General features: G+C 65.0%; 9 protein-coding genes and 2 pseudogenes. 8 read left to right on the forward strand and 3 right to left on the reverse strand.

From position 1 onward, the window contains the following. Positions 1-26 precede the first annotated feature (26 nt). The 3 genes from AKI01S_RS18245 to AKI01S_RS18255 are packed head-to-tail and all read left to right on the forward strand — an operon-like array spanning position 27 to position 4896. A complete protein-coding gene (locus AKI01S_RS18245; RefSeq protein WP_067818830.1) occupies positions 27-2546 on the forward strand; it encodes an ATP-binding protein in 2520 nt (839 codons plus the stop codon). Further along, on the forward strand, positions 2543-4291 hold the full coding sequence (locus AKI01S_RS18250) for a DEAD/DEAH box helicase family protein (protein ID WP_067818834.1): 1749 nt from the start codon (positions 2543-2545) through the stop codon (positions 4289-4291). The genes AKI01S_RS18245 and AKI01S_RS18250 overlap by 4 nt, the downstream gene beginning before the upstream one ends. A gap of 11 nt (positions 4292-4302) precedes the next feature. Beyond that, positions 4303-4896 carry a KpnI family restriction enzyme N-terminal domain-containing protein gene (locus AKI01S_RS18255; RefSeq protein WP_067818837.1) on the forward strand — a complete coding sequence of 198 codons (594 nt, stop codon included), beginning with the start codon at positions 4303-4305 and terminating at the stop codon, positions 4894-4896. Positions 4897-5119: 223 nt separating this feature from the next. Here AKI01S_RS18255 and AKI01S_RS18260 read toward each other — a convergent pair whose 3' ends face one another. Next, positions 5120-6436, reverse strand: coding sequence for a DNA cytosine methyltransferase (locus AKI01S_RS18260; RefSeq protein WP_067818840.1), 1317 nt, complete (start codon positions 6434-6436; stop codon positions 5120-5122). Positions 6437-6551: 115 nt separating this feature from the next. On the opposite strand from AKI01S_RS18260, the gene AKI01S_RS49265 reads away from it, so the two are divergent. Further along, entirely contained in the window at positions 6552-7055 is a 504-nt protein-coding gene (locus AKI01S_RS49265) for a very short patch repair endonuclease (protein WP_083999785.1), read from the forward strand. A 76-nt stretch (positions 7056-7131) separates the two neighbouring features. Here the strand turns inward: AKI01S_RS49265 and AKI01S_RS18265 are convergent, their stop codons facing one another. Together AKI01S_RS18265 and AKI01S_RS18270 are read right to left on the reverse strand one after the other, a co-directional pair. Then, positions 7132-8022, reverse strand: a complete 891-nt coding sequence (locus AKI01S_RS18265; protein ID WP_245681679.1) for a NaeI family type II restriction endonuclease — start codon at positions 8020-8022, stop codon at positions 7132-7134. Positions 8023-8103: 81 nt separating this feature from the next. Further along, positions 8104-8478 (reverse strand): hypothetical protein, encoded by a 375-nt coding sequence (locus AKI01S_RS18270; protein ID WP_067818848.1) that lies wholly within the window; start codon positions 8476-8478, stop codon positions 8104-8106. 628 nt (positions 8479-9106) lie between these two features. On the opposite strand from AKI01S_RS18270, the gene AKI01S_RS18275 reads away from it, so the two are divergent. The 4 genes and pseudogenes from AKI01S_RS18275 to AKI01S_RS54675 all read left to right on the forward strand — a co-directional run. After that, positions 9107-9901 carry a hypothetical protein gene (locus AKI01S_RS18275; protein WP_067818851.1) on the forward strand — a complete coding sequence of 265 codons (795 nt, stop codon included), beginning with the start codon at positions 9107-9109 and terminating at the stop codon, positions 9899-9901. Between the two features lie 47 nt (positions 9902-9948). Beyond that, a pseudogene (locus AKI01S_RS53520) lies at positions 9949-10972 on the forward strand (DNA-methyltransferase). 234 nt (positions 10973-11206) lie between these two features. After that, positions 11207-11968, forward strand: a complete 762-nt coding sequence (locus tag AKI01S_RS52835; RefSeq protein ID WP_067818857.1) for a serine integrase family protein — start codon at positions 11207-11209, stop codon at positions 11966-11968. Between the two features lie 24 nt (positions 11969-11992). Further along, positions 11993-12214, forward strand: a pseudogene (locus AKI01S_RS54675) (recombinase family protein); the annotation flags it as partial. Positions 12215-12652: the final 438 nt, after the last annotated feature.

A 12652-nucleotide genomic window follows, 5' to 3' on the forward strand; every position in this document is an offset into this window, starting at 1 on the left:
TCCCGATCAACGAACAGAGCGGATTAATGGCGCAGAAGCTGCTCGACATTACCCCGACCCCGGAAGTGCTGGTTGCCCTGACACGCACGCCGATCTCCCCTCTGGATGCTCTGAGCGAGCTGATTGACAACGCCATCGACTCGTTTCGCGCAGCTGAGATTGCAGGGACACCCTCGGTGGTCCGGCATGTCATCATCGACGTCCCCGGCCCGGCCGCGGTCGACCGAGGCGAGGGCGTCATCCGAGTGCGGGACACCGGTCTGGGACTCACCGCCGAGCAGATCGCCAACGCGATGCGGGCCGGTTTCACCTCCAAGAACCACTACGACACCCTGGGCCTGTTCGGCATGGGGTTCAACATCGCAACCGGCAAGCTTGGGCGGATCACCCGCGTGATCTCGGTCCGGACAGGGGAGGACCACGCGCTCCAGGTCACGCTGGACCTGCCCAAGCTGATCAAGGACCAGAAGTTCGAGGTGACCGCCGAGACCGTCGAGCGGCCGCCCGGCCTTGAGCACGGCACGATCGTGGAGGTGAAGGGGTGGTGGCCACAGGGCGACGCCAACCACGGCTTCATCCGCGACGTCGCGCGCATGTCCAAGGACAGCCTGCGGGAGAGGATCGGCCGCCGTTACGCGACGCTGTTGCGGAGCGACTCCGGCAGGTCGGTCAAGATGACCGTGAACGGAGAGCCCTGCCGCGGCTTTGAGCACTGCGCCTGGTCGGAAGAGCGGTATGTCGAGCGGGCGGGACACGGCAAGATCCCGGCGCGGATCGCCATCGACGAGGAGTTGACGCGGTCTCGGCGGTGCCTGAAGGACGGCGCGGATTTCAACGGTGGCAACGTCTGCCCGCGCTGCGGCGGGACGGAGAGCCGGGAGGTCGCCGAGCATATCCGTGGATGGGTCGGAATCCAGCGCTTCGACGATGCCAGCGACTTCGGCATCGACCTGATCCGCAACGGCCGCGCCATCCGCACCTACGAGAAGGATGCGTTCTTCACCTACCGGGACGAGGTCAAGGGCACCTCAGAGCGGGAATACCCGATCGACCAGCAGTACGGCAGGATCGTTGGGGAGATCCACCTCGACCACGTGCCCGTCGACTTCCAGAAGCAGAACTTCCAGGTCTCGACCGAGGAATGGCAGACAGCCATGCGGTACCTGCGAGGTGGTTCGCTGCTGCCCAGCCAGTGGCCCGACGACGAGAAGAATACAACACCTGTCTCGCTCCTTTTCCAGGGATACCGGAAGGTCAGGAACTTTGGCCGCGCCGACCTCTACATGGGCGTCTACGACGAGACGAAGGGCAAGGCCGTCCGCATCTCGCGCGAGGTCGAGCGGGACTACTACCAGCGGTTCCTGAACAAGGAGCCCGGCTACCACGACGACGCCAAGTGGTGGGAACTGGTTGAGACCGCGAACGAACCTCCGATCGAGGAACTGCCTGAGTGCGTGTCATGTGGCTTCCAAAACGTCAAGGGTGCCGAGAGCTGCGGCGGCTGCGCGGCGATCCTCATCGGCAAGCAGTGCCTCAACGCTGACTGCGGCCAGACGATCGCCAAGCAGGCGGAACTCTGCCCGGCCTGCGGCGCTGACCAGAACCCCGTGATCAAGTTCCCATGGACCTGTACCTTCTGCGCGACCGATAACGCCTCCGGGATCACTCGGTGCGTCAGCTGCGGGCAGGCTGAAGGCGAGCCGCACCCGGCCAGCCCTCAGGCGCTCCAAGCCGAATCGGACGCCAACAGCGAGCTCAGCGTCACTGGTCTGTCGATCGAGCTTTGCAACGGCAAGAGCACCAACCCACTCGATGTCCGAGTCCGGAACGTCCACCGCCCGATCCTCACCAGGCCGGAGCGGCCTGCCGTCCCGCTCATCACCGAGCGCACCACTGGGCACATCACGGTCTACATCCACCTCGGGCATGCCATATTCGCCAACGGAGTCCGGCCCGCCTATGTGATCGCGTCCGAAGTCGCGCAGTACCTCTACAGTCTCCACCAGAACCTCGCAGGGCAGCCCGGGCACTCCATCGGGACAATCACCACGCAGGTCCTCATGCAGGGATGGGGGGACGCGGTGACCGAAAACGCCGACTCCGTCCGCCAGGCGATCAGGACCCTGATGGCTGGAGTGGTCGACCGGGCCGCCGGGATCAGCCAGGCCAAGGACTTCTACGCCGAGCTCACCGGCGAGCAGCAGTCCGCCATGGCCAACGAGATGATCAGCGCCGATGTAGACCTGGCGGAGCTCGACCACCTGAAGTCCGGCGGCTACCTGAAGTACTGCACGCCAGAGACGCTCGCCGCCTTCTTCGGCCGCTTCCCGGCGGCCTGGTTCGGCGGGACGGTATGGAGTGACCCCTGGCCGAGCGCCGAGCAGCTTCTGCCTGTCGCGGCCAGCGCCCTCCAATCCGAGCTCACCACCAAGTACCAGCGCTGCCTGGAGGACTGCGCGTCCTACCTCCGCTACCAGCAGCCCGAACGGCTTATCGTGGTCCGCGCCCGCGCGGCCGCCGAATTCCTTGGCGACAAGCTCGCATGACCCAGCGGATCATTACCGACCGGTACCTCGACGACACCGGCTGGCAGGCGTTCGAGCGGGTAGTCGAGCGGCTGCTGCTGTGCCTGGGCTACACAGCAGTCCAGAGAGTCGGCGCGTCCGGCGACGGCGGCGCCGACGTCGTCGGTACCTTCCATGGGCGTCGCTGGCTCTTCCAGATGAAACGCTGGACAAAGCCCATCGGTCCCGCCGCGGTCGCCGAGACGATCGCGGCATGCCAGCGCTATGAGGCGGACGTCCCCGTTCTGGTGAGCCTCAACGGCTTCCAGACCGCGGTCCATGCTCAGCAGCGAGAGCTCGCCGCCCAAGGTATCCCGCTTCAGCTATGGGACCGCAGGGCGCTGAAGCGGCAGGCAGAGCGGGTCCCAGAGATCTCGGTCGCGAAACAGTTCCCCGACAGGTATGAGCTGCGCTCCTACCAGGCCCGCGCCGTTGACCGGATTACTGAGGAACTACTCAGCGGCGCCCGCAGCGCTCTGGTCGTCCTCGCCACGGGGCTTGGCAAGACCTTTGTCGCTGCAGAGTTCCACCACCGGTTCACCGCCCTCCGGCCAGGCTCGCGGACGCTCGTCCTCGCTCACCGCAACGAATTGGTCTACCAGCTCGAGCGGTCGTTCTGGCCGATGCTGCCCACCACCGCAGCCACTGGCGTGTGGAACGGGCACGAGCGTCCGGACCCCGGAACTCTGGAAAAGCTCGATGTCTTGTTCGCGTGCGTGGACAGCGTGGCCACTGCGGTCAGCGCGGGCCGCGACCTCCCAGATTTCAACCTCGTCATGGTCGATGAGTGCCACCACCTCGGTATCCGCGCATATGACGCTGTCCTCAGCGAGTTGTCCGCTGGAGACGGTGGTGCTTTTCTCGTCGGCATGACCGCTACCCCCTGGCGCCCGGACGGTACGGACCTGCGTCGCTGGTTCGACCACCCCGTCGTCGACATCGACCTCGTCCGAGGGCTCCGCGAGGGTTACCTTTCCAACGTCGACTACCGGATGTTTACCGACAACATCAACTGGGATGCCCTCGCGCAGGGACTCTCCTCCAAGCACCCAGCCCTGTCACCTCGCGGCATCAACCGAACCCTCTTCATCGAAGAATGGGATGACGCCGTCGTTGAACGCCTCGCTGAAGCGTGGCAGGAGCAGCCGAACCCACGCGGCATCATCTTCTGCGGGACCATCGACCACGCTGAGCGCATGGCCGCACGAATCAACGCCCTCGGGTTCACCCGCGCCGAGGTCATCGCTTCCAAGCGCGGCGACGGCAAGGCAATGGACGTTCCCACTCGCAGCCGCACCCTGTGGGACTTCGCCGACGGCAGGACCGGAATCCTCTGCGCCGTCGACATCCTCAACGAGGGCGTTGACCTGCCAGACGTCAACATCGTGGTATTTCAGCGGGTCACCCACAGCCGCCGGATCTTCGTCCAGCAGCTCGGGCGCGGGCTGCGACTCGCTCCTGGTAAGGACAAGGTCATAGTCTTGGACTTCGTTTCCGACATCCGCCGCTTCGCCGCTGGCCTGGAACTCCAGGACAAGCTCAGCAGCTCCGGCCCCGGAATGCCCCGGATCAAACTCGGCAACAAGGTCAGCTTCATCAGGGCAGGTAGCGAGGACGCTCAAGGAGCGCAGTTCCTGCGGGAATGGCTGGGCGACCTCGAAGCCGTGCAGGACGCCGGCGAAGATGCGCATATCCTCAGATATCCGCCAACACCCCCTGCGCGCTGAATGGAGACCACATGACTCCGAGCACATCCAGCCCTCACGACGCCTGGCACCGCCTCCGGTCTGAGGCCGTCCTGGCAGTAAAGGACCTCCTCAGTCGGCTGGAGTCCGACAACTCCTCCCAGGACATCTTCGACGTTTACCTCTATGCCAAGCGTGTCCTGGCCGATGCGATGGAGGTCCGCCTCAAGATTGACCTTGATCAGCCCTGCGACACCTTCCGTGACCTCAGGAGTCAGCTCCGCGGCATCATGGAGGAACGCTACGGCGGCCGTGTGCCAGACCCCTACCTGACCGTCCCATATGGTTCGGCGCTCCACGAGAAGCTGTTCCTCATCTTGCTCCAGCGCCAGGGCACTGAGGTCCCTGCCGCCCTGCTGCGGATCGTCAGTGGCGACTCGGTCCACACCGAGCGCCGCGTCCGCGAGCTCCGCGAACTTGGCCTGGACATCCGCACTAGAAAAGCCGCAGGAGCCGACACCTATCTGCTGGGCTCGCTCGACCTCGACGTGTCATTCATCCCCAAGATTATTGCTAACACAGCCCGAGGTAAGAAGCATCGGTTCATGGCCGAGGCGGAGCTTAAGGAGATCCTCGGGGCTGGGTGATCGGGCGGGATCTGCCTGCTGCGTGCAGGTCGCAAGGGAAGGCCATATAGGGCCGCCGAGCGCGGTCTTCCCTTGCGGCCTGCGACCTGTCAGCTATTACGAGTTGGCGGCGTTGTAGCGTCGTAGCAAAATCGCAGGTTAAGGAGGGTTCGGGTGGTACTGGTGACGCTCGTGAAGAGAACCAGGTTCCAGGGGCCTCTATATGGCCCCTGGAACCTGCCGCCTAGCTGAAGAGGGCAGCCTGCCGGGCGAATATCTGGTTTCGCTGGTGCTCTTCCTGGCCAAGGAATGCTTTGAATTCGCCTAGCTTGAAAGCGGTATCTCCGTTTGATCGCTGGGTTTTTGTCAGCTTGAAGTCGCGGCCGAGGTGTGCGAGCCGACGCTCAACTTCTGGCTGCTCTAGCGGTGTTCCATTCTTGGCTAGCTTGACGACTAGCTGCTCTGTGGTGATCGGCCGCTTTTGGCTTCGCAAGATCTTGTAGACGGGATCGTGGACGACTTCGGCCTTCTCGACAAGGCCGTGCCTCTCGCCTTTCTTGAGGAGCGCATCCCTGATCGCTGCTCCGAGCGCCCTGGCAACGGGAGGAGGGAAAGCGTTCCCGATCTGCCGGTACCTGGATGTCTTGCCGCCGAGAAATTCCCAATCAGAGAAATCCTCGCCGTACCAGCCTTGGATGCGGGCCACCATCTCGACGGTCAGCATCGGGTTCTCGACGCCCTTGACCCGTGGGTTAGTGGGGCCAGGCGGGTCGTCTGCCACACCCTTGGCATCGACGCCCATCGCTTCCCACGCCGCCTTTGCCCGGGTCGGTCCGAGATCGGCGCCGCCGTGCTTCTTGGAGCCGCCGACGATGGTGGGAGCGATGCCATCGGCTCGCTTCACCCACTCCTCGAGCTTCTCTTCGCTCCAGTTGCCCTGGGCCATCAGGTCTCGCAGCAGCTCACCGACGGTAGGAGGAGGCGTAGTGCGCGGAGTTGGCCAGTCGAAGTACTCGGCGTATTGCGGTTGCAGGGCGACCAAGATGAAGCGTGGGCGTAGCTGAGAGACGCCGAACTGGTCTGCCTGGAGGAGCCGCCATTCGGCGATGTAACCATAGTCCTGAAGCTGATCGAGGACATGCTGCCGGTAAGCGGTGAACCGGCTGCCGCTTAGGCCTTTGACGTTCTCAAGCAGCAGAGCCTTGGGCTTCATCCGGCCGCACAGTTTGACTGCCCAGGCGAACAGGTCTCGCTCATCACCAGCGCCCAGCTGCTTGCCGGCGATGCTGAACGGTGGGCAGGGGACGCCTCCAGCCAGCAGGTCCACGCCTCGATGCTCGTCTGGGTTCCAGACTTTGGGGTCGGCTACGTCGCCGACACGAACCGCGTCCTCGGCCTCCTTCTCGGTGTAGCCCAGAACCTTGATGAGGTTGTGCTGAAGAGTGCGAGCTGCGTTCGCGTCAAGTTCGACCGCGAGGCGATGCCGGAAGCCGGCACGTTCCAAGCCGAGTACCTGACCACCTGCTCCCGCGCAGATCTCGACGACCTCAAGATCTGACACTGCTGCCTCCTGGCGTCTGTCTGGTGTCTGTGAGCTGGGCGGGATGGAAGTCATACACAGTAGTCTCACGCATGACTGTCCCTGCCAAGCGAACTGAGTAAGTGATGGCATCATCGTGTCTACTGAAGACAGCGACAGCCGACGGCAAGCTGCCTGGACTGCCGGGACCTACCCGCGCCCGGTAAGTGAAGGGCGCTCGCGGAACATGCGGGCTAACCGGCGTACCGACACCAAGCCGGAGATCGCCCTGCGCCGGGCGCTGCACGCTCGCGGCTACCGCTACCGGAAGGATCTTCGGCTCGATCTGCCTGACGGCGTGCGGGTTCGCCCGGACATCGTCTTTACCGCGCGCAAGGTGGCGGTGTTTGTTGATGGATGCTTCTGGCATGTGTGCCCTGAACATGGTCGTGAACCCACCAGTAACGAGTGGTACTGGACTCCCAAGCTGCGCCGTAACGTTGAGCGCGATCGAACCGCTGATGCCGCGCTTCAGGCTGCTGGCTGGAGGGTTGTGCGCTTGTGGGAGCACGTGCCCCTCCCTTCGGCCGTCGAAGTCGTGATGGATGCTGTCGGGCCAGCTTCCACGGAACGTGCTCGAGAAGTTACCGGAGGCGACTGACAGAATGGAGGTGGCGAGAGGGCAGGTACCCGCTAACTGCACTCAGCTGCGACTTACGGTGATCAACCTCACGAGATCACTTGCGGACATCGGGTAGCACCGGAGCCATCTCCACAGGGTCCTCTGATGTGGCGACCACCCACCGCCGTCCATCTAGCACCACGGAAGGCGCGCCTTTGTGGCGATCTGTGTAGCTGGCGAGCCGGACGCTGACGAACTCCCCGGAACCGGGAACTGGAAGTCCAAGTTCCTCAGCGATCACGCCGTGGCTACTGTACTGGCCGAGGATGACGATCCCCTCGGGCTGGAGGCTGCTGCGTGATCCGCCGTTGCCACGTACCCGCTTCATGTAGTCGTCCTGCTGGGCGACGGTCGCTACCACAGCTCGGCGGACGGGTCGCTTCTGAGCCAGCCGGAAGAGCATGTCAACACGCTTAGTTCCATGCCGTGAGCAATTAAAGATCTTGTCCACATCGGCGGGCGGGAGGCGCAGCAAGATGTTCTCAGGTAGCGGCCGATCCTGAAACAGCCAGTGGATAGCGTTGCGCCCCTCGGCGGAAAGGTTACGCTTGCTGTCCCGGTTGCCCTTTCCTGCAGTCAGGTGCTCTGGCCGCACTCGCACGAGACCTGCGGACCACTTCCCTAGGTCGTCGTTGGCCCACAGCCCGAGGAGAAGGTGATCCATCGCTTCGGGCGGGATCATCCACCTGGCCTTGTCCTGGGAGAACTTGCAGTCCACATCGACACCGCAGATCGCGAAGTCCATCGCCTGGCCATCGGCGAAGCTGAACTCGCGCTGCAAGTTGATCTCGACGAGCGTGCCGAAGTAGGTCTTTTCTGTCTTGTAGAGCTGGCTCCACCGGTAACGGCCAGTGTGCTGGCCATCGAGGAGCATGTCGTACGTCTTGCGGATGACTCCCGCGATCCTTTCACCTTGGGGATCTAGGGACATGATCTGCTCGGCCACGAGGGAGAGCTCGGGATCGGCGGGAGTCTCTGAGGCAAACAGTGGCGGTTGGTCTGGTGGAGTAGCAGTCACGCAAGGAGGCTAAACGATCATCCCTTGCCTGCGACAGGCCGAAGGCGTGGCCGATGAACCGCCGTCAGCTGTGACCTGGGACCGTTGACGAGCCCAGATGCTCCTAGTCCAACTTTCCGGAAGGATCTCTACGACCATGAAGATGCCCGGGCCAGGCACCTCGCTGGTGCCCTCATGAACGGTGGCGTTGCCGTGGCCGTCGAGTTCCAGGCGGAGACCGTCGACGGTTAGAAGCGTCTCGCGGCCGTCGGGCTCGCGGTTGAGAACGCCCGACGGAACCTCGGACGCTGGGAAGGCTAGGGCGTCGCCGGTGAACGTGTTGAGAACGGAGACCGAGGACCAGGGCTCCAAGCTGTCGGCTGTGATCTTCCCGGAGCCGGACATGGCGATGACCCGAATTCGGTGACGGGAATATGGATCTTGGCCGCTGCTGGAGGCGGAGCTGCCTGGGTTCGTCATCATCCCTCGTTGCGTCAGATCAAAGCTCGCTCGGCCCAAGTCGGAGGCCCTGGCCTGACGTTCTTCCAAGGGCCGACTGCTTCTACAGGGCCTTCGACGGGTTCCAGCTCTGCGATCCGGGCTATCCGGAGATCGTGCACTTTGGAAAAGAGCTGGACTGCCAAGATGCGCCGGAAGGTTCCTCCCGGGCGGCCAGTGAGTGCTGACCCCGCCAGGAGCACTGCTTCGGGGTTCAGGGGCTTCACCTGGTTAATGAGGTCGTCTGCTTGTTCGACGAAGGGAACACCCGAATCGTTGATGAAGGCGATCACTCCGTCGTGGCCGTAGGTATCGACCCCCGAAGCATGGAGCACAGCCGCCTGCTAGCCTGCGACCACAATGAGGCGTTCGGCGACCTCGTGGTTGCCCTGTGCGGCCTTGGCGACCTCGGTGCACACCCTGTCCAACACGCTGGCCAGGTGCTCGGGTGAGCTCATGGGAACTCAGTCTAGATCGTTGATGGGAAATTGCTGAACCGGGTGCGGGTATGGGGAAGGGCGCCCATGGTCGGTGTGTGAAGACAAACCTAGACGCCCTTCTGACCGCACTCTACGTTCATCTGGACGACCAGGTCCTGCCCTGGCGGCAATCCTCGCCCCAGCGGGGCCGGCCCCGGACGCTGAGCAATGCCGAGCTGGTCTGTGTCGCGGTCGCCCAGGTGCTGCTGGGCTGTGATGCCAAGCGCCGCTGGCTGCGCCTGGCCCCGGCCCGGATCGGGCACCTGTTTCCCCGGCTGCCGTGCCAGGCCCAATACAACCGGCACCTGCGCACCCTGGGACCGGTGTGGGTGGCGGTGGCCTGCTGGCTGGCCCGCGCCACCCCCACCTGGCACGAGCGGCTGCGGCTGATGGATGGCACCCCGGTGCGCTGCGGCGCCTCTCGGGTCACGGCGAACCGCTCCAGCCTGGGTGAGATCGCCGGTTATGGCCACGACACCTCCCACCATGCTTTCTACTGGGGTGCCAAGCTGATGCTGGTCACCATCGCCGAGAGGGCGGTGTGCGCCTTCAGCCTGGCCCACCCCAAGGAACTGGACGAGCGCAAACAAGCTGTGCATCTGCTGCATGTGCGCCCGCCCGCTGAGGGTCCGTGCCCGATCGTGTGTGACAAGGGCTTTGCCGGGGCGGGCATCGAGGCGGTCATCTGGACGCTGAAGAACCAGCTGGGTCTGGAACGCCACCGCGCCCGCACCACCGACGGTTTGTGGACGCGCATCAGCCAGCGCATCGTGGCGCTCAACGCCGCCATCTGGCACAACTGGCTCACCAACCAGCCCATCAAACGATCACTGATCGCCTACGACCACTGACCAGCACCAACATTTCCCATCAACGATCTAGTCGAGGGTGAGTGGGGATGAAGACGCCCTACTGGAGCGATGCCGCCGCCGAGGTGTTCCTCAGGGAGGCGCGGCAGGTCCTTGCCGAGCTGCCGGAGGCTTCTGCCGACTGCATCGTGACCTCGCCGCCCTACCACGGGCTGCGCGACTACGGCGCGGCAGACCAGATCGGCCAAGAGGAAACCCCTGCCGCCTACGTCGAGGCCCTGCGGCAGGTCTTCGACCAAGCCCGCCGCGTTCTTACCGCCGACGGCACCCTGTGGCTGAACCTGGGGGACCGGTACGCGGCCAACTCCGACGGCAGTTGCCGCGGCGGCGGCTTCCACCGGCGGCAGCCGCCGGTGCGGCCTCGGTCGCGGCAGGTTCTGCCGCCCAAGAACCTGATGGGCATGCCCTGGCGGGTCGCCTTCGCCCTCCAGGACGACGGCTGGATCCTGCGCAACGCCATCGTGTGGCACAAGCCCAACGCGATGCCACAGTCGGTCACCGGCCGGCTGCCCAACCGTTACGAGCTGGTCTTCCTGCTGGTCAAGCAGCGGCACTACTGGTTCGACCTGGACTCGCTCCGCCAGCCCTGCGCCAACGACCGGCCAGAGCCGGGACACGCTCCCCGAAGCGGCCACGTGCCGAACGCGGCCTGTATCTTGCGGCCTTCGCGCGGCAAGTACGCCGATCCCGGCGAACGGTGTGCCGGAAGGCGGCACGGCGAACGGATGCTGCCAGGGCGGCGGCACGACTCGGTCCACCGCAACGGCAAGAACCCCGGCGACGTGTGGCACATCCCGACCCGGCCCCTGCGCGCGGCGCACTTCGCGCCGTTCCCCGGTCGACATCCCGCTGCGCTGCATCGCCGCCGGTTGCCGCCCCGGCGGCAACGTCCTGGACCCTTTTGCCGGAGCCGGAACCACCGGTCTTGCCGCGCGGCAGCTCGGACGGCACTTCACCGGCATCGAACTCGTCCCCGACTACTACGACCTGATCGCCCGCCGTCTGGCCGCTGCCGCTGGCCGCGACCTGCCGCCGGAGGTACCAGGTGACTGAACGGAGACAACCTGCCTCCCCGGGACCTGCCAGACGGCCACAGGATGCCTGCCAGGGGCCTCTGGCAGACGACGCCGCGGCGTACCGTCGCAGGTCCGGAAGGCGTCGTCGGCGGCCTCTAGAGACGCGGGTCGAGATCGTTCCCGTCGCCGACGACGAAGGGGACGACCTCGACGCACGGCAGAACGCCGTGATCCTGGAGATCCTGCGATGGTTGCGCCAGCAGCGAGGGACGTGAGATTCCCCTGGGAAGACTCAGGGGACATCGACGCCCCGATCGAGGCCACCGGCATCGCCATGCCGGTGGCCTGGCTCGGACGGACCTCCACCGACGACCAGCAGGACCCGACGCTGTCACTGCCGCGCCAGCTGCACAACGCCCGCGATGCGCTGCCCGCGCAGTGCACGATCGTCGCGCACTTCTACGATGTCGAGTCCGGGCGCATGGACCTGGACGCGCGCGGAAGGGGAAAGGCGCACGAGGCGTTCGACATCTCGATTGCGCGGGACGGCGGCATCCAGGATCTGCTGGCCGAGGCGAAACGGCCCGACCGCCGGTTCGTGGCGGTGATTTGCGAATCGGTCGAACGGGTGGCGCGGCGGACCTACTTCGGTACCAAGATCGAGTACGAGCTGGAACAGGCCGGGGTCCTGCTGCTGGCCGCCCACGAGCCCATGCCCGACTTCGACCGGCCGCGCACCGGACGAGCGCGCAAGTGCGCCACCCCGACGCTCGCCCGGCGGGTCAAACAGGCCGTCGCCGAGTGGTACGTGCTCAACATGCTGGAGCTGTCCTGGGACGCCTTCTGCGAGCACACCGAGCAGGGATGGAACGTCGGCAAGCCCTGCTACGGCTACCGGGCCAAGAAGACGCCTCATCCGGTCGCCGCCAAACGCGCCGAGGGCCGCACCAAGTCACGGCTGATACCGCACCCGGTCGAGGGACCCACGGTCACCAAGATCTTCGAGCTGCGGGCCGTCCGGCGGCTCGGCTAAGACTGCATCGCCGACTTCCTCAACATGGAACCGGAGAAGTATCCGCCTCCCACGCCTCCCGATCCCTGCAGGGCCTTGGGCCGGTGGAGCGGGTCGGCGGTGCGGGAGATTCTGTGCAACCTCAAGTACACCGGCTACATGGTGTGGAACCGGCGGTCCATCAAGAAGGGCGGCAAGTGCAATCCGCCCGAGGAATGGGTCTGGTCCCCGCGACCGGTGCACGAGCCGCTGGTGACGGTGAAACGGTTCCAGGAGGTCACGCCGGTCGGCAGGACCCGGCAGGGTTCCCGGTCGACCTCGGGGTGGAATCGCCACCCGCAGACCAAGCGCGTCTACGAACTCCGTTCCTACGTGTTGTGCGACATGTGCGACCGCAGGATGCACGGCAAGTACCGGACCGGGGTCTCCTACTACGCGTGTGAGGCCGACATGCGCCATCACAAGGGGCGGCGTCAGTGGTACGCCGACCACCCCAAGAGCCTGTGGGTGCGCGAGGATGACCTGATGAAGATCGTCAGTGAGTTCTTCGCCGACCACGTCCTGGGGCCGCACCGCAAGACCGCTCTGCGCAGTGCGCTCGTCCAGGAACGGGAGCCCTCGCCGGTCCTGCAGCGGCTCACCAAGGAGGTCGCGGACCTGAAGCGGCGGGGCGACAACCTGATGGCGCAGATCGAGAAGTTCGCG

This window comes from Actinomadura kijaniata NBRC 14229 (assembly GCF_001552175.1).
Classification (GTDB): Bacteria; Actinomycetota; Actinomycetes; order Streptosporangiales; family Streptosporangiaceae; genus Spirillospora; species Spirillospora kijaniata.